Source organism: Novosphingobium sp. B1 (assembly GCF_900176395.1).
GTDB lineage: Bacteria > Pseudomonadota > Alphaproteobacteria > Sphingomonadales > Sphingomonadaceae > Novosphingobium.
Genome location: NZ_FWXL01000002.1, coordinates 157509 through 175552 on the forward strand (window position 1 = coordinate 157509; position 18044 = coordinate 175552).

Below are 18044 nucleotides of genomic sequence, written 5' to 3' on the forward strand. Positions count from 1 at the left end.
TCGCTCCGGGCCGCAACTGCTGGCCGATGTCAGAACTTGAAGCCTGCCCTGATGCCGTACGTTCGCGGCTGTTCCGCGTTGGCGACGACCAGGTTGGCGCTGTTGGTGAAAGGATTCACGATGCGCTGGTTGTTTTCCAGGTTGAACATGTACCCGGTGAGAGACCAGCGATCGTCCTCTGCCGCGATCGTTGCCGAAAGCGTGGTGACGTACGTCGACGGGGCCTTGAGATAGGGCAGGTAATCCGCGCTAACGAAGTTGGCGCTGCGGAACCGCGTGTTGGCCTGCAGGACCAGCTTGACCGTGTCCAGCGGGATGGTCTGCTGGCCGTTCAGAGTGACCGACCATTTCGGCGCGTTGAACGCCGGCCGGCCCGAACAGTCGATCGCAAAAACGTTGATGACCCCGCCCGGCGTCGTCTGGGTCTGCGGCGTGAACGGGCAAGCCGTGTTGGGCGGCAGGCCCTGGTTCGGCACGAAGTAGACGAAGCTGTCGTAGCTGGTGTCGAGATACTGCACCGAGGCGGAGAGCAGCGTGTTGCTGGCCGGAAGCAGTTCGACGTCAAGGTCGAAGCCCTTGATCGTGCTGTTGCCGATGTTCCGGGTCAGGAACACCGTCGAGGGTGGGCTGCCAAGATCATAGCCGAACTGGCTGAACTGCTGGTTGCGATACTTCCACAGGAAGCCTTCGAGATTGATCTGCAGCTTGTTGTCGAGGAAGCGGTTCTTCGTGCCGATCGTGTAGGCGTCCAGCGTTTCCGGCGCGTAGGATTCCAGTCCGCGCGCGAACGAGAAGCCACCGGCGTGGTACCCGGTTTCGAAGCTGGCATAGACCATGTTGCGCGGCGAGAAATCGTACTGCGCGGCAAGCCGGTAGGTGAACTTGTCGTTCTTCAGCCCGGAATTGATCGGGATGGGTGAGCGCAGCACGAACGGGGCGGTCGTCGAACCACCGGCCACCGGTGGCAAGACGAAGAGCGGCACGTTCGTTATGCGCACGCCATTGGAGGTATAGAAAGCCTCCAGGTCCGCCGCCGACTGAACGCGTGGCATCAGGGGCAAGGTGGGGCAGACATTGCCGATGCCCGGCTGCCCGCAGAAGAGGATGTAGACCTGCGACAGCCCGTTGAAGGTCTTCTTGTCCGAAGTGTAGCGACCAGCCGCAGTCAGGCTCAGCTCTTCGACAGGCCGGAAGGTCACCTTGCCGAAACCGGCCCAGGATTCCGTGCTGGTCTTGAAGGATTGGAAGGGCGTAAGCGTCAACTGGTTGTAGCGAGCAGTGGCCGAGATCCGCTCGTCAAAGTACATGCCGCCGACCAGATAGTCGACCTGATCACCGAATTTGCCGGCCCAACGCGCTTCGACGCTGGCCTGGCGATCCTTCTCCTTGGATGCCGCCTCGCGGAAGATGTTGGTGAAAACATAGTCTAGACTGGCTTCGCGCCAGGCGGGCTGGATCGTCAGCGTGCCGCCATCGGTCTTGTAGTTGAGCTCGCCGGTGACGCCCCAATAGCTGTTGTCATTGGAAGGCCGCCCGTCCTGCACCGCTCCGGCCCGGCCGGCTTGCGCAAGAAAGCGCGATGCCAGCAAGGCCTGCGATGCGGGATCGCCGGTACCCTGCTGGGTCGAAAGGCCCGAAGGAGTGAAGCGGTAACCGGCAAAACCGGTCGGCCCGAAGGTCGGATTCACCGAACCGACGTAGTATCCCGAGGCGCTGGCGCCGCCCTGATGTGCATAGTCGAATGCCAAGCGTAGATCGAGATCGGCACTGGGCTCGGCGTAGATCTGGACGCGTGCCCCCTCTTCACGCTGGTTGCCGGTGCCATCGCTGAGGAAGGCGTCGTGGTGCGAGAGGTTGCCTGCTGCCCTGATCGCGACATTCTCGCCAACCGGCAGGTTTACCGCGCCCTGCAGGGTCAACCAGTCGAAGTTGCCGTAGCCGACATTTCCTTCGACGCCGGTTGTGTTGAGCTTCGGGCGATTGGGGATCACATTGATGGCGCCGCCCGTGGCGTTGCGACCATAGAGCGTGCCCTGCGGCCCCTTCAGGACCTCGACCCGGGCAAGATCATAGAACACGCCGGAGGTGGAACTCGGCCGCCCAACGTATACGCCGTCGTAGTTGAAGGCGATGGCCGGGTCGGAATAGGCGTTCACCGTGTTGTTGCCGACGCCGCGCAGATAGAACGTCGTCGTCCCGCCCGACCCACCGATAGCGGCGAGCGCCGGGGACGTGCGTGACAGGTCTTCAGCGCGGGTCACCCGCTGGTTGGCAAGCTCGCTTGCCGAAACCACGTCGATCGCAAGTGGTGTCTTCTGCTGGCTCTGGCTGACACGTTCAGCGGTAACGATGATTTCGCCCAGCTGACCGGCCGCTGCATCGCCATTTGCGCTTTGCGCCTGCGCCACTGCCGGCAAGGCAGCCATAGCCATCGCGACGAAAGACACGTGCTGCGGGAATCGCTTCATCATCCATCTCCCTTTGCGCGCCCATTATTCCTGAGCTGCTGAATTATTAATTCCGGCTATCATGAAATATTTGGCTCTGCAAGCGGGTCTGATGTCCCACCCGCCGATTATTTCTTGCCAACAGGAATTAATTGCATAGCTTTGGGATCAACAGCTTGGGGCCTGCCAGAAGCGGTCTGCCACTGGGCCACGATTGGGAGATCGGACATGTTGAATTCAGCGGACAACACCCTGCTTACCCGGATCGGACCCGGTACCCCGATGGGCCGGATGTTGCGGGAATACTGGGTCCCGGCCTGCCGCTCCGCGAAGCTCGAGATCGATGGTGCGCCGGAGAAAGTTCGCCTGTTCGGAGAGAATTTCGTGGCCTTCCGCGCCACAGACGGTCGCGTCGGCTTTCTGCAGGAAGCCTGTCCGCACCGCTGCGCCAGCCTTCGCCTTGCCCGCAACGAGGGCAACGGCTTGCGCTGCATCTTCCACGGCTGGAAGTTCAGCGTCGAAGGCAAGTGCGTCGATGCCCCCACCGAACCGCGCAGCCAGCGTGAACGCTTCGCGCAGAGCGTTCCGGTTCGCAGTCATCCCACGCATGAGGCCGGCGGCCTGGTCTGGGTCTACATGGGCGAAAAGGAAACCCCGCCCCCCTTCCCCGATTTCGAATTCACGCAGCTGCCGGACTCGCACGTGTTTCCGTTGCGCGGCATCATCCGGACCAACTGGCTCCAGGGACTGGAAGCACTGCTGGATAGCGCGCACGTAACATTCCTTCACGCCACCAACCTCGACAGTGCAATCGGCCGCGAATTGTTTCAGGAGGAAAGCGACATGATGCTGGGCGATGGCGCCCCGATCTTCGAATTCGATGAGAAGCCCTATGGCTTCACCGAAGGCGCCATCCGTACCGAGTTGGGTGACCACGACTATGCTCGGGTTCGCGAAGTCGCCCTGCCCTTCTTCAGCTTCATTCCCGCCGCGCCAACCGGCCCGCGTATTGTCTGCTGCTCGATCCCGATCGACGATGTGACCACGGCGCAATGGTACATCTCGTACAACGTCGATGCGCCGGTGGATGGCAGCAACCTGACGCTGATGGGCAACTGGAGCGGCAACCCCGATCACTTCAATGCCGACATGGGCGATGAGTCCAACCTCTGGCATCAGGACCGCGCGGCGATGAAGGATGGCCATTGGTCAGGCATCGTCAACCGCGGCAACCCTTACGAGGATTTTGCCGTTCAGGAATCAATGGGTGCGATCGTCGATCGCAGCCAGGAATACCTCGGCACCTGCGACCGCGTGATCTACCGCGCCCGCCGCCTGTTGCTCGATGCTGTGCGCCAGTTCGATGAAGACGGCACACTGTCCTTCACCGGCGCAAGGGTCGATTATACGTCGATCCGCGCCTTGAGCTTCGCTTTTGCCAAGGAAGAGAATTGGAGGGACGTCCGGCAGAAACTGCTTGCCGATTTTCAGACCGATGGCGGCGGCGTGCCGGCGCAGATTTGAGTATGCTCAGGACACCAACCTGACCAGATCGGCCAGCGTGCTCGTGACCGGCACGCGCAGGCCCAGGGCTGCGGCCTCGCGCGCTATGGCGCCGTTGATCTGGTCGATCTCGGTCTGCCGGCCTGCAAGCCGGTCCTGCAGCATCGAAGGCTGGTGCGTACGGTGATGCTTCAGCGCCCATGCGATCTTGGCGTGGATGCGCTGGCTGTCCAGCGCGATTCCCTTTGCACCTGCCACGGCCACGGTCTCGGCAACGACCTGTTCGATGATTCGATGCCCGGCCGCCATATCGAACCCACCATTCGGCAGCCCTGTCACCGTGGCAATCGAATTGAGCGCCGCGTTGAAAGCGAGCTTTTCCCAGATGACGACTTCCACCTCGTCATCTACCACCGTGTCCAGGCCGGCTGTATTGAGCAGGTCGGCGATGTCGGGCACGTGCACCATGGCTTGCGGGCAAAAGCCTCCCAGCCGGATCTGGCCCTTGCCATGAGACGCCACCGTCCTCGCGTCCTTGAGGTCAGCGGGATAGTCGGTCACGCCCATCAGCACGTTCTCGCCCGGAAAGTGGGCGGCAATCACCTCGGCGTTGCCGATGCCATTCTGCAAGGTCAGGACCGGCGTGCCGCCGCCTGCAACATGCCCCACCGAAGCGACCGCCGCTGCGGTGTGCATGCCCTTAGTGAATACCACGACAAGCGAAAAGGGCCCTTCAAGATCGGCTGCGAGCCGGGCAGAGACCTTGGCCGTCACCACGCCCTCGTCCGCCTCCAGCACGATGCCCGATTCCTCAAGCATCGCCAGTCGTGCAGCGTCGATGTCGACAAGGGTCACCTCAGCGCCGCTGCTGGCAAGACGTGCGGCAAAGAAGCAGCCCATCGCTCCTGCGCCGATGATCGCCACGCTTTTGCCGGAATTGCGGTCGGTCATATCGGGCGCCTCAGATCGAATAGAAGTCGAGAACGGTCGGGATCACGTCGTTCAGCAGGATCACTTTCTTCGCGGCAATCAGCCAGCGCCCACTGTCATGGCGCAGCTGGTATTCGTACCGCCCGTAGAAAAGGTCGCTGCGTTCCGCCCGGGCATCGTAACGGTGCACGGTGAAACTGGCGAAAACCTGCGCCGCGCTGTCCTGCGCTTCGCTCACGATAACGTTGGTCACCCCATGGACGCAGCGCGCCCGTGGCGTCGACGCAACCGAAAGCCCGGATGTTGCCCGCTTGACGCGGTCCTCCAGGTTCCGGCGGCCCTTGTAGTAGACCAGCGAAAGTTCGGACGCGGGATCGCTGGTCGGCGTGGTTTCGTCCTTCCACGCCGGAATCCAGAACTCGGCGTCAGGATCATAGAGATCGAGCCATTCCTGCCAGGCCCCGGTGTCGAGCAGCAGCGCCTCGCGATAGAGCAGGTCTTCGGCCTCGGGTCGCGTGATCATCGCTGTCATTCCCCGAAAGCCCCGGCCATGCGCTGCGCCCATGCGCGATAGTAGCTCTGGTAAAGCGTCTCGTCGCACAGTTGCGAATCTGCCAGCACGCTGCGTTCTGGCGCCATGCCGAGCATCTCCGAAAAGGCGTTGCCCGATGGCCGCGAGGCGGTGGCCCCGCGCACGTAACTTTGCAGCCAGGGATCGACCTTGCCGGCAAACCCGCGCTGGCAGTTTTCGTAGCTAACCGTGTCGTCAGGCGTGGCCATGCCGGTGGGATTGAAGAAGTCCTCATACTGCCGCAGGCGCTGCTGACGCGCCCTTGCACTTTCCCCCTTGGGAGCGATGCACCACGTCCGCATCTCGGTCTTGCCCGGCGCGATCGGGCGGATCACGCGCAACTGGCTCGATGCGTTCTCGGCGATCTGCAGGTTGGGGAAGATGGTGAGATTGCGCATGTTGAACATCCAGTTGCGCTTGTCTTCGCCGAACTTGGCCTTGAGCGCCTCGGCCCGCTCATACAGCGGCAGCGCATCGCTGACGCCGAAGATCCCCCAGTTCAGCACATGGCCATTGGCAAAGCTGAAGCTGCCGCCGCCGATCCCCTCGGCCTCCTCCTTCCAGTAATCGCTGTTTTCCCAGACCGAGCGGACAACCCCGGCGTCACTAGCTTCGCGCTGCCGCTCTTCCAGGATGCGGATGTACGATGGGTGGGCCGAAGTGAAGTGATAGGCGTCCGCGCAGTTTTCGAGCTGAAGCTTCCAGTTGGCGTCATAGGTGAACGTCACCCGCCCCGGGACAAGCTCCACGCCTTCCTCGCTCTGGTCAGCCACCAGATCCAGCAGCTTTGACGCCTCGCCAAGATAATCTTCAATCGGCATCACGTCGGCGACAAGACTGCCGAACAGGAAACCGCGATATTCGGCAAAGTGCGGCAGGGCGGCAAGATCGTGGCTGGTGCCATCGAATTCCTGCGGGTAGCAGCCGGCCTTCTTCCACTTGATCGCCTTGTTTCGCCCCGCGCTGTCGAAAGTCCAGCTATGGTAGGGGCAAACGTGCACGCGCGCATTCCCGCTCCAGGTCTGGGCGATCCTCGCGCCCTTGTGCGGACAGGAATTCACGAAGGCACCCAACGCGCCCTCGCCATCCCGGCTGACCATCACCGGCACGCGCCCGACTTGCGTCGTGAAGAAATCGTGTGCGTCGGGCGCCTGCGAGGAAAGGCCGAGGAACACCCAGCCGCCTTCGAATATCCGCGCCATTTCGAGCGTGAACACTGCCGGATCATCGAAGATCGCGCGGTGCAGGCGAAAAACGCCGTCTGCTGGACGGTCGTCGATCAGATTGCAAAGGCGCCAATCCGTCATGCCACGCTCACTTCCACCAAGGTCGGATGATCGGCCGCGAAGGACGCGCGCAAGGCATCGTCCAGTTCCGCTGCACTGCTGACCCGCGCTGCACGCACGCCCTGCCCTTCGGCCAGCGCGCAGAAATCGAGATCGGGCAGTTGCGTGCCCGGCAGGTCCTGCATGGCGAAATGCCGACCGAAGCTGTGCAGCGCCTCATACCGCCCGTTCTTGACGATCACGAAGCTGACCGGCACGCCGAGTTGCGCCGCGGCGTGCAGTCCCTGAATGGCATACATGCTCGATCCGTCGCCCAGGAGGGCAATCACCTTGTCCCTTGGCCGCGCCAATGCCACTCCGATGGCGGCGGGAAGCCCGTAGCCCAAGCCGCCGCTGGCGGTGGTGTAGAAGGTGTCTCGCTCAACGATCGGCAGATGGTCATGCATCGGCCCTCGGCTTGATGGCGCTTCCTCGACGATCACCGATCCTGCTGGCCGCAGGCGCGCGATCTGTTGCAGGAGATAGCGGTCGGTCATCATGCTGCCGTCGAGGACGGGAGCCGACTGCCTGGGCGCGGCCGTGCTGGTCCGGCCGGGCTGCGGCCCCTTGAGCAGGCTCCGCAACGCAAGCCGACAATTGGCGACGATCGCCTGCCCCCCCGGTGCCCAGGCGGCATGAACATGATTGTCGCCGATCAGCCAGACCTGCGCTCCGTCCGGCACGTGCGGCCCATGCCCCTCGACATGGTAGAGCGACATCGGCCCGCCCAGTACCAGGATGAGGTCATGTCCTGAAAGGCTTGCAACGATTGCCTCGCGCCCTGCCGTGAGGAAGCCTTGGAGTAACGGATGATCTTCGGGAAAGCTGTTGCGCGAGGACATCGGCGCGACCCACACGCCGGCGCGGTGAAGCTCGGCCAAGGCGATTGCCTCGTCCCAGGCATCGTCGCGCGCCACGCCCGCACCCACCACGATCACCGGATTGCGCGCTTGCGCCAAGGCCTCTGCCGCTTCGGCCAGCGCCGCCGGATCGCCGGGATTGCCGGCAAAGACGCGTCGCGCTGGCACCGGCTCGCAGGGCTGGTCCCAATCGTCGATCGGCACCGATACGAAAGTCGGGCCGCAAGGGGGTTCCATTGCCACCAGATAGGCTCGTGCAATCGCCGCGGGCACGTCCTGCGCCCGCGCCGGCTCGCACGACCACTTGACGAAGGGCTTGGGAAAATCCGCTGCTTCCTGGGCGAACAGGAACGGTTCGTATGGCAGGATAGAGCGCGCCTGCTGCCCTGCGGTCACGACAAGCGGCGTCTGATTCTTGAACGCAGTAAACAGGTTGCCCAGGGCATGGCCTGTTCCGGCCGAACTGTGCAGGTTGACCAGCGCTGCATTCCGCGTCGTCTGGGCAAAGCCATCGGCCATCGCCAAGACAACCGCTTCCTGCAGCCCGAGCACATAGCGGAAATGCGCGGGGAAATTGCGGAACATTGGCAACTCGGTTGACCCCGGGTTACCGAAGATCGTCGTCATCCCGTAGGCTTCCAGCAGCGCGAAGGTCGCGTCCCGTACAGTAGCCATCGTCTCTCCCGGGCGCTTTTCCCGCGACATCGCGCGCGCCATCCCTGGATCGAATGTGCTACATCATAACATTTGCGACAATGGTCTTTCTGGCCAGCGTTTCACATCTGATCTTCAACGAAAAAAGCGGGGAACCCACCCGGGGTGCGGCGGTTCATAGATCAACAGCCACCATGCCCGGAATTTCAATTGGACCCGCAAGGCCCGACCGTTTTGCTATTGCCGCCCCCTGCTTTGCCGCAGGACGCCAGCCTGTTCCTCGATTTTGATGGCACGCTTGTAGAACTCGCCGATCAGCCGGACGCCGTGACCGCCGGCGACCGGGTTCGCACCTTGGTGCAAAGGCTTCTCAAAAAGCTCAACGGTCGGCTAGCCGTCGTGTCCGGCCGCGAGGTGGACTTCGTGCGTGACCGCATCGGCATTGCAGCCTTGCCGATTGCCGGCAGTCACGGACAGGAACTGCATTTCGGCGACGGCAGTCACGAAACGCCTCCGCCGCCTGCAGTCCTTGGTGCACTTGCCGAAACCCTTGATCGCGAGGCCGTGCGCCATCCCGGCGTACTGGTCGAGCGCAAGCCGCTCGGTATTGCCCTGCACTACCGCCAAGTTCCCGAGATGGAAGCGTGGAGCCGGACGCTGGCCACCGAACTTGCCGAACGTCATGGCCTGCAACTGCAGCCGGGCAAGATGATGATCGAACTGCGCAGTGCGGGCGGTGACAAGGGCACTGCCGTTGCGCGTTTCCTCGAACGCGCCCCTTTTGCAGGGACCACGCCGATCATGGTGGGTGACGATCTTACCGACGAACCCGGTTTTGCCAGTGCCGTGTCCGGTGGCGGCTGGGGCGTTCTCGTCGGCCCGCCGCGCGAAACCGCCGCGCGCTACTTCCTGCGCGGCGTACCGCAGGTCCTCGAATGGCTCGAAAGGAGCGCGGCATGAGCGCATCGCTGGAACTCTGGCCGATCGGCAACTGCCACGTCTCGGCTCTCGTCGACGAAGCCGGTCGCTTCGTCTGGGCCTGCGTGCCTCGCGTCGATGGCGATCCCCTGTTCAGTGCGCTGGTCGGCGGCGAGGCACCGCAGCACGGGTTCTGGGAGATTGCGCTGGAAGGTGTCGTCACCACGACACAGCATTATCTTCGCAACACTCCGGTGCTGGTCACCCGGCACGAGGATGCGCAGGGCAACGCCATCGAGGTCACCGACTTCTGCCCCTACCACGCCAACCAGGGGCGCACCTTCCGCCCGGTGGCATTCGCTCGCGTGGTGAGCCCGGTCGCCGGCAGTCCACGGATCACCGTGCGCCTGCGCCCCACGCGCGATTGGGGAAAGCCCTGCCCCGGCAGCATCGGTGGCACCAGCCACATCCGCTTCCCCGGCCCTGACATGACCATGCGCCTCACCACCGACGCGCCGACCGGCATGGTCGCGGGTGAGCGCACGTTCCGTCTGGAACGCCCGGTGCACTTTTACCTTGGCCCCGATGAAAGCTTCGCCGGCAATATCGGCCGCACGATCGACGACATGCTCGAACGCACGGTCACCGAATGGCGAGGGTGGGTGCGAGGGCTTGCCATCCCGCTGGAATGGCAGGACGCGGTGATCCGCTCGGCCATTACCTTGCGGCTGTGCCAGCATGCCGAAACCGGTGCCATCGTTGCGGCGCTCACCACCTCGATCCCCGAACACGCCGGCTCGCAGCGCAACTGGGACTACCGCTACTGCTGGATCCGCGACGCCTATTACACGGTGCAGGCGCTGAACCGGCTCGGCGCGCTGGACGTTCTGGAGAACTATCTCTCCTACTTGCGCAACATCGTCGACGATGCGCGCGGCGGCCATATCCAGCCGCTCTACGGCGTGCTGGGTGAAGCCGAGCTGGAAGAGCGCTTTGCCCCGGAACTGCCTGGCTTTCTCGGGATGGGTCCGGTGCGCGTGGGCAACCAGGCCTACGAGCAGATCCAGCATGACGCCTACGGCCAGATCGTCCTTTCGAGCGCGCAGGCTTTCTTCGACCACCGCCTGCTGCGTCCCTCGGGCATCGAGGATTTCGAAGCCCTGGAAAAGGTTGGCGAGCGTGCCTGGACTGCACACAACCAGCCCGACGCCGGCCTGTGGGAACTGCGCACACGGCAGTCGGTCCACACGTATTCCTCGGCGATGTGCTGGGCGGCATGCGACCGGCTCGGCAATATTGCCACCACCCTCGGGCTGACCGCTCGGGCCGGCCTATGGAACGATCGCGCCGCTACGATCCGCGCGGTCATCGAAAAGTCCGCCTGGCGCCCCGACACCAAGCGCCTTTCGGCGACCTTCGCAGGCGACGATCTCGATGCCAGCGTCCTGCAACTGCTCGACCTGCGCTTTCTCACGCCTGACGATCCGCGCTTCCTGTCCACGCTCACCGCCATCGAGGCAGGCTTGCGGCGTGGATCGCACATGCTTCGCTATGCCACGGAAGACGATTTCGGCCTGCCGCAGACGGCCTTCAATGTCTGCACCTTCTGGCTCATCGAGGCGCTCCATCTGACCGGGCGGTCGGACGAAGCGCGCTCGCTATTCGAGGAAATGCTCATGCGCCGCACCAAATCCGGCCTGCTGTCGGAAGACATTGACCCTGCCACCGGCGAATTGTGGGGCAACTTCCCGCAGACGTACTCGCTCGTCGGCATCATCAACTGCGCCGGGCTGCTAAGTCGTCCCTGGACGTCGGTAAGATGAGCCGCCTCGTTGTCATCTCGAACCGCGTCAGCGCGGGTGGCGGGGCGCAGGGCGGGCTTGCCGTCGCCCTCTCGGCGGCGCTTCGTGCCAACGGCGGCATCTGGTTCGGCTGGTCCGGCGAGGTCACCGAACAGTTCACCGGCCACATCAATTTCCAGCGCACCGATGGCGTGGCGACCGCCACCGTCGACCTCGAAGAGCAGGACGTCGAGGAATACTACAACGGATACGCCAATCGCACGCTCTGGCCGCTGTTTCACTATCGCATCGACCTGGCCGAATACGAACGCAGCTTTGCCGGCGGCTACGAACGCGCCAACCAGCGCTTTGCCGAAACCGTCCTGCCACTCATCGAACCCGAAGACGTCGTCTGGGTGCAGGATTATCACATGATCCCCCTCGGCCGCGAACTGCGCAAGCGCGGCATTGCCAACCGCATCGGCTTTTTCCTGCACATCCCCTGGCCGCCGCGCCGCCTGCTGGCCACCTTGCCCGAGGCCGCCGCGCTGGTCGAAACCCTGTTCGCCTATGATGTTATCGGCTTCCACACGCAGGAATGGCTCGATTCCTTCCTCGACTTCGTAAAGGCCGAACTTGACGCGGAAATCGTCGGTGAAAATCTGATCAGGTGGCAGGGCCACACCATCCGCCTGCTCGCCTGCCCGATCGGTATCGATGCCCGCGCATTCGAGGACATGGCCCGCAGCCAGAAGGCACGGCGCGCATATGAAAAGGTGCGCTCAAGCCTGGTCGGTCGCTCGCTGATCGTCGGGGTAGACCGGCTGGATTACTCCAAGGGGCTTGAGGAACGCTTCCTCGGCTACGAGCGCTTTCTCGAAGAGAACCCCGAAGTCCGCAAGAGCGTGGTGCTCATGCAGATTGCGCCGCCTTCGCGCGGTGCGGTGGAAAGCTACCAGCGCATCCGCTCCTCGCTCGAAGGACTCGCGGGCCGCATCAACGGGGCTCACGCCGGGCTGGACTGGGTCCCGATCCGTTATGTCAACCAGGGCTACCCGCGCGATGTGCTGGCCGGGGTGTATCGCGCCGCGCGCATCGGCCTTGTCACCCCGTTGCGCGATGGCATGAACCTTGTCGCGAAGGAATACGTCGCAGCGCAGGACCCGGAGGACCCCGGCGTACTGATCCTGTCACGCTTTGCCGGCGCGGCCAGCCAGATGCCGCAAGCCTTGATGGTCAACCCCTACAGCGCAGAGGAAATGTCCGACGCCATCCGCCGCGCGCTGGCAATGTCCATCCACGAACGCAAGGAGCGGTGGAAGGCAACCGTCCAGGACGTTCTCGAGCGGGACGTGATGTGGTGGCTGGAAACCTTTCGGGACGCTCTCGAACAGAAAGAAAGCGCCCCGGAGGAAATCCTTACGATCAAGGCCTGACCATCACGGCTTCAGCACGACCTTGGTCCAGGTGTCCTGCTGTTCCTTGAAGTTGCGGTAACCATCGGCTGCCAGTTCCAGAGGCAGCCGATGGCTGATCAGGAACGTGGTATCGAGCGTGCCGTCTTCGATCTTTTCCAGCAGGTCCTTCATGTAGCGCTGCACATGGGTCTGCCCCGTGCGGATCTGGAGCCCCTTCTCCATCAGGGCGCCCAGCGGGAACTTGTCCGTCAGTCCGCCATAAACACCGGGGATTGAAACCCGGCCGCCCTTGCGCACCGCCAGCAGCGCCTGGCGCAGGGCGTGCGAGCGATCGGCACCGATGCCGACCTTCTGCTTCACCACGTCGAGCATGTTCTCGATGGCAAAGCCGTGCGATTCCATGCCGACGGCGTCGATCACGGCATCAACGCCGATCCCGCCCGACATTTCCATCAGCGCCTCGGCAACGTTGCTTTCGCGGAAGTTGATGACTTCGGCGCCAAGCTGCCGCGCCAGTTCAAGCCGATGCGGATAGTGATCGATGGCGATGACCCTGGCCGCGCCCATCACCAGTGCCGATTGGATCGCAAACAGTCCGACCGGCCCGCAGCCCCAAACTGCCACGGTATCGTCGGGCTCGATCTCGGCATTCTCGGCGGCCATCCACCCCGTCGGCAGGATGTCGGAAAGGAACAGGACCTGCTCGTCGGTCAGGTGATCGGGCACCATGATCGGGCCGACATCCGAAAACGGCACGCGCACATACTCGGCTTGCCCGCCTGAATAGCCGCCGGTCATGTGCGAATAGCCGAACAGCCCGGATGAGGCATGGCCATACATCATCTCCGACGCGTCCTGCTTTTCGGCAGGATTGGAATTGTCGCAAGCAGAATACTGCTGGATCTTGCAGTGGAAGCAGCCGCCACAACTGATCGTGAATGGGACGACCACGCGCTGTCCCTTTTTCAGCGTGCTGCCTGGCCCGGTCTCGACGACCTCACCCATGAATTCATGGCCAAGAACATCGCCAGGCATGACGCCGGGTATGACCCCGTCATAAAGGTGGAGGTCCGATCCACAGATCGCGGTCGAGGTCACGCGGATGATCGCATCGCGCGGATTGATGATCTCGGGATCGTCGACAGTGTCGACACGCACATCGTGGGTGCCTTGGAACGTGAGCGCGCGCATCAGGCGGCCTCCTCTTTCGTCTGGTGCTTTTCCGCCTGCTTGGCGGCACGGGTCTGGTCCTTGCGGCGCGCCGAGGTGGCAATCTCGCCGGTTTCCATCAGCATCTTGAACCGCCGCAGGTCGTGGCGGCCCTGAACCTCGGGCTCACGCGCGAACATCTTGGCGATCAGGCGGCCAAGCTCGCCCGCCGGCGGCTTGTAGGCCACGCGCACACTGACGCGCGTGCCGCGCTCGCCCGGTGCATCATCGAAAGTCACGCGTCCTTCGGTATCGATGTCAGATCCGTCGACCGACCGCCAGGCTATGAGGCGCCCCTCCTCCTCGCTCACGATCCTTGTTTCAACGTCAACCGTGCGACCAGCGGGCGCTCGGAAGGTCCAGACGCAGTGTCCGTCCTCCCCCACCGGCTGAACCTTCTCGACGTTCTCCATGAACTGCGAAAGGTTGCCGAAGTCCCGCCAGAAGGCATAAAGCTCTTCGCGCGGCCGCCCGATTGTAACGCTTCGCCCGACGACATCGTATTTGCCGAAGGATCGTCCGCCCATCCAGCCGCGCGCTGTAAAGCCTGGCGCATCATCGGGCACATCTCCCCCGCCGCGCTTGCGCGACGAGGCAGCCAAGGCCACCCCGGCCACAATGGCTCCGGCCGCGACCAGACCGGCCAAGCCGGCAGCGCCGCGGCTGCGATCATCATCTTTCATGTCAGGAACTCCCATTTCGCCAGGAACATGGCGACAATGGGTATGAACGGTTGGGATGCTCCATGCGTTGCCTTACCGTCAGGGCGCTCGGCTTGTCTGTGGACCAGACCGCCCCATTAGCATCTTTATCTATGTTAATCATGCATTTGCTGGCATTTCTGAGGAAACAATTGGGCGGCCGTGCATTGCACAGCCATCATGTCCGACTTGCCCGAGAACCCAGGCGGTCATGCCGCTGTTCACAAGCTCCTCTCCCTCGCGCCGCTGCGCGAAGAGGACTGTCATCTCTACCTTGAAGCGCTCGGTCGCCGCGTCCGGCAGATCACCGCGCGGACAGACATCACGCACGAGGGCGACAACCCGCGCGCTGTCCGCGTCGTGCTTGAGGGCTGGGCCTGCCGCTACAAGGAACTGCCTGATGGCCGGCGCCAGATTCTGGCATTCTTCGTGCCGGGCGACCTGTGCGATTCAGCGGTTTTCCTGCTTGATCAGATGGATCATTCGATCGCTGCGATCACGCCGGTCACTCTGGGTGAAATCACCCCCGATGCGTTTGCGCAGATGACCAGAGAATCGACCGAGCTTGCCGATGCGCTTGCCTTGAACGAACTTGTGACCGTGGCGATCCAGCGCGAATGGACGCTCGGCCTGGGCCAGCGCAACGCGCTTGAGCGCGTCGCGCACCTGCTATGCGAACTGCATGCCCGGCTTGAAGCAATCGACCTTGTCAAGGACGGGCAGTGTCATTTGCCACTGACGCAGATCGACATCGGCTCGGCCACCGGGCTTACCTCGGTCCACGTCAATCGCGTGCTGCAGGAATTGCGTCGCGACGGCATCATAGAGCTCACCCGTCGCCGCCTCACCATTCACCGCCCGGCGGCGCTGGGCCGGGCGGCAATGTTCGATCCGGTCTACCTGCACCTCAGGCAGCTGCCCCGAGTGGCAGCTGTTCGCCCCGCACCAGAAGCGTTCGCCCCCTGATCTCCACAAGACCGCTCTGCCGCAGGCCTTGCAGCACACGGTTGACGTGAACCGGGGTCAAACCAACCACGTCCGCGATATCGCGTTGAGTAAGGGGAATCGTGCACAGCCCATCGGCACCTTGAGCGCCGCCCAGCCGAGCATATAGGTCCGCCAGCAGTTCGCTCACCCGTTCCACCGCATTCTTGCGACCAAGGCTCACGATCCAGCGGCTCTGTCGCTCCATCACCTGGACCATGTCGCCAAGCAGGCGCTTCACCCCATCACCGGGCTGCGAATGGATCGTCGCCAGCGGGACGACCGTGGCGCGCACGCCGGTCATTGCCAGCACTGGCAGTTCGGCCTTGCCTGAAAGCAGCCACTGCGGCTCGCAATAATCGCCGGGAAGATAAAGCACAGTGATCTGCCGCCTGCCATCGGGCAGAAGGCTGTACCGGCAGGCCCAGCCCTCCTCTAAGCGATAGATGGCAGTGCGGGTTTCGCCGGGTCTCGCAATATGCTGCTGGCGGCGAAAGTGCTTGATAGCGGTGGGGAGATCCATCGGTGTGTCCCTGTTCTAATCGCGCCCCGTCCACCCGCCTTGCTTGTGCGCCACAATTTCAATTAGGATATTGATCCAGATTGGTTTTTTCTCCGTGCGCGACGAAGCGTTGATTGTGCGCGACTGCCTGCCTGACGCGCGTTGAAGGCAGTTAGCCGAAGCTTGCCAACCTGCGTTAAAGGCATGGAGCATCACGCCAGAAACACGATTGCCTCCCTGCACGGCAGCGGAACGAACTGTCGGCAAAGCCACAGGAGGCAACACCATGTCACCACCAAACGGGTCCCAGTCCGAAAGCTCTTCGGGCGGCAACAAGCCCGGAGAAACCAGCAGCGACGCAGCCAAACAATCCGCCAGCACGGCGACAAAAGGCGGCGACGAAAACGCGGCCGCCCAGCAGGCCGGTTCTGCAACGTCAAAGCCGGCCCAAGCAATAGCAGTGGCCGCAGGGTCTGCCGCAAAAGGCAACGAACCGAAGAAGTCGCCCAGCATCACGCCCAAGGCAAAGGCCAACGGCAACAGCAGCGGCAGCGGCAGCGGCGCCCAATCACGCAGCGGCGGCGCGATCGAGGCGTTGAAAGCCGACCACCGCAAGGCCGAGCAGCTATTTGCGCGCTACGAAAAGGCCAAGGACAGTGAGAAGCGTAGCATCATCGAAGAAGTCTGCACGGCCCTCACCTTGCATACCCTGCTTGAGGAAGAAGTGTTCTATCCCGCCTGCCGCGAAGAAATTGAAGAGGCCGATCCGCTCGATGAAGCGCAGGTCGAACATGACAGCGCCAAGCTGCTGATCGCAGACCTCATGGCGATGCGGGAAAACGATCCCTTCCGCGATGCCAAGGTCAAGGTCCTGGCAGAACAGGTCCGGCACCACGTGGCCGAGGAAGAAGAACCCAAGGACAGCATCTTCGCTAAGGCGCAGGCCAAGGGGATCGACACTCCCGACCTTGCCGAAGAAATGCTGCAACTGCGCGAACAGCTTGAGGACGAGGATCGGCTGCCGGCCGGTCAGTCGGTGTCGATCCTCGTGCCGGGCGGGGAGACGGACCGCCAAGGCGAGCGACAAGCGGAGCGTCAGAGCCGCAATCGCCACGATTACGACAACAATGACCACCGAGAGGAGTACAACGAAATGGCAAGTTATCAGCACGGAGGACGAGGACGTGACGACGACGGTCGCTTCACCAGCAGTGGGCGCGGCGGAAACGGCTGGGGCAACGACGGCGGGAGGCGGAGCAGCAGCCGTTATGACGACGACGATGACCGCAGCCGCGCTTCGCGGGGGCGTGAACGCGACGACGATGACGATCGCGGCCGCTCGAACAATCGCGGTGGCGGGCGTGACAATGACGATGGTCGTGGCTGGCACGGCGATTCCCGCGGTCAGACCGAGGCCGCCCGCCGAGGCTGGGAAGGTCGTGGCGGTTCGTCGCGCTCCAGTTCGCGCAACGATGACGACCAAGGCAGCCGCAGCGTCGGAGTCCGTGGCGGCGACAATGACGGTGATCGCGGCGGCGACAATGGTGGACGCGGTGGCTGGTTCGGCGACAGCCGGGGTCACTCCGAAGCCGCTCGGCGCGGATGGGACAATCCCGATCACGGCGACAGCGGCTGGTACGGCGACTCGCGCGGTCATTCCGAAGCCTCGCGTCGGGGCTGGGATGATCGCGACAGTTCCTCGCGCTCTTCCCGCGGCAGGGACGATGACGATGATCGCGGTGGACGCGGTGGATCGCGTTCGTCGTCTTCGTCGTCTTCGCGCGGCCGGTATGATGACGATGACGATCGCGGAAGCCGTGGCAGTTCGCGCTCATCCTCCTCATCGCGCGGACGCAACGATGATGACGAGCGCGGACAGGGTGGCTGGCACAGCGATTCCCGCGGCCACTCCGAGGCAGCACGCAGGGGCTGGGAAAACCGTCACTGATCGAACTGTGCGGCAAGCAAGCGTTAACTATTGAACGCTATCGTCGCGTGGGCGGTCGGTTCTCCTCCATGAGCCGGCCGCCCCTTGCATCTGAAAGGTGCACGCAGGACGGCGACCGTCCTTACCCTCGCTTTTCCCCCAAGCTCCCTGAACCACCTGCCAGCTTGAGCTGCGCGCTGCAGCATGGCTGCTCTAATTTTCGCTCTTTCACCAGACAAGAAGATGGCCAAAGACGAAAAAGGGCGGACGGAGCCGAAGCCCTGCCCGCCCGATTGCCGTCCCGCCTGAAATAG

15 protein-coding genes are annotated in these 18044 nt (G+C 63.2%); 6 read left to right on the plus strand and 9 right to left on the minus strand.

All coding sequences use genetic code 11. The features are described from left to right. Positions 1-29: 29 nt before the first annotated feature. A complete protein-coding gene (locus B9A23_RS04335; RefSeq protein ID WP_084277885.1) occupies positions 30-2468 on the minus strand; it encodes a TonB-dependent receptor in 2439 nt (812 codons plus the stop codon). Positions 2469-2675: 207 nt separating this feature from the next. Here B9A23_RS04335 and B9A23_RS04340 point away from each other — a divergent pair, with 207 nt between their 5' ends. Then, positions 2676-3971: a Rieske 2Fe-2S domain-containing protein gene (locus B9A23_RS04340; RefSeq protein WP_084277641.1), complete on the plus strand. Its 1296-nt coding sequence runs from the start codon at positions 2676-2678 to the stop codon at positions 3969-3971. 6 nt (positions 3972-3977) lie between these two features. Here the strand turns inward: B9A23_RS04340 and B9A23_RS04345 are convergent, their stop codons facing one another. From B9A23_RS04345 to mdlC, 4 genes are read right to left on the minus strand one after another with little or no spacing between them, the layout of a single operon-like run. Further along, entirely contained in the window at positions 3978-4901 is a 924-nt protein-coding gene (locus B9A23_RS04345) for a ketopantoate reductase family protein (RefSeq protein ID WP_084277642.1), read from the minus strand. A 10-nt stretch (positions 4902-4911) separates the two neighbouring features. Further along, on the minus strand, positions 4912-5403 hold the full coding sequence (locus B9A23_RS04350) for an aromatic-ring-hydroxylating dioxygenase subunit beta (RefSeq protein ID WP_254894977.1): 492 nt from the start codon (positions 5401-5403) through the stop codon (positions 4912-4914). A 5-nt stretch (positions 5404-5408) separates the two neighbouring features. Further along, positions 5409-6758, minus strand: a complete 1350-nt coding sequence (locus tag B9A23_RS04355) for an aromatic ring-hydroxylating oxygenase subunit alpha (protein WP_084277644.1) — start codon at positions 6756-6758, stop codon at positions 5409-5411. Further along, a complete protein-coding gene (gene mdlC / locus B9A23_RS04360) occupies positions 6755-8311 on the minus strand; it encodes a benzoylformate decarboxylase (RefSeq protein ID WP_217806582.1) in 1557 nt (518 codons plus the stop codon). Before mdlC ends, B9A23_RS04355 begins: the two co-directional genes overlap by 4 nt. A gap of 219 nt (positions 8312-8530) precedes the next feature. On the opposite strand from mdlC, the gene otsB reads away from it, so the two are divergent. Genes otsB through B9A23_RS04375 form a run of 3 tightly spaced genes read left to right on the plus strand, consistent with a single transcriptional unit; the run spans position 8531 to position 12425 of the window. Then, on the plus strand, positions 8531-9250 hold the full coding sequence (gene otsB / locus B9A23_RS04365) for a trehalose-phosphatase (protein WP_254894978.1): 720 nt from the start codon (positions 8531-8533) through the stop codon (positions 9248-9250). Beyond that, the gene (locus B9A23_RS04370; protein ID WP_084277888.1) at positions 9247-11031 is read left to right on the plus strand and encodes a glycoside hydrolase family 15 protein; all 1785 of its coding nucleotides are present in this window, start codon (positions 9247-9249) and stop codon (positions 11029-11031) included. The genes otsB and B9A23_RS04370 overlap by 4 nt, the downstream gene beginning before the upstream one ends. After that, complete coding sequence (locus tag B9A23_RS04375) at positions 11028-12425, plus strand: alpha,alpha-trehalose-phosphate synthase (UDP-forming) (RefSeq protein WP_084277645.1); 1398 nt, start codon at positions 11028-11030, stop codon at positions 12423-12425. Before B9A23_RS04370 ends, B9A23_RS04375 begins: the two co-directional genes overlap by 4 nt. Positions 12426-12428: 3 nt before the next feature. On the opposite strand, the gene B9A23_RS04380 is transcribed toward B9A23_RS04375, so the two are convergent. Further along, a complete protein-coding gene (locus B9A23_RS04380; protein WP_084277646.1) occupies positions 12429-13598 on the minus strand; it encodes a zinc-dependent alcohol dehydrogenase in 1170 nt (389 codons plus the stop codon). Then, on the minus strand, positions 13598-14299 hold the full coding sequence (locus tag B9A23_RS04385; protein ID WP_084277647.1) for an SRPBCC family protein: 702 nt from the start codon (positions 14297-14299) through the stop codon (positions 13598-13600). Before B9A23_RS04385 ends, B9A23_RS04380 begins: the two co-directional genes overlap by 1 nt. Positions 14300-14497: 198 nt before the next feature. Between B9A23_RS04385 and B9A23_RS04390 the strand changes: the two genes are divergently transcribed. Beyond that, positions 14498-15283, plus strand: coding sequence for a Crp/Fnr family transcriptional regulator (locus B9A23_RS04390; RefSeq protein WP_084277648.1), 786 nt, complete (start codon positions 14498-14500; stop codon positions 15281-15283). Here B9A23_RS04390 and B9A23_RS04395 read toward each other — a convergent pair. Further along, positions 15225-15824, minus strand: coding sequence for a Crp/Fnr family transcriptional regulator (locus tag B9A23_RS04395; RefSeq protein ID WP_084277649.1), 600 nt, complete (start codon positions 15822-15824; stop codon positions 15225-15227). The genes B9A23_RS04390 and B9A23_RS04395 overlap by 59 nt on opposite strands. A 15-nt stretch (positions 15825-15839) precedes the next feature. Beyond that, on the minus strand, positions 15840-16418 hold the full coding sequence (locus B9A23_RS22705; RefSeq protein WP_176217881.1) for a hypothetical protein: 579 nt from the start codon (positions 16416-16418) through the stop codon (positions 15840-15842). Here B9A23_RS22705 and B9A23_RS22160 point away from each other — a divergent pair. Further along, positions 16399-17751, plus strand: a complete 1353-nt coding sequence (locus B9A23_RS22160) for a hemerythrin domain-containing protein (protein WP_176217882.1) — start codon at positions 16399-16401, stop codon at positions 17749-17751. The genes B9A23_RS22705 and B9A23_RS22160 overlap by 20 nt on opposite strands. Positions 17752-18044: the final 293 nt, after the last annotated feature.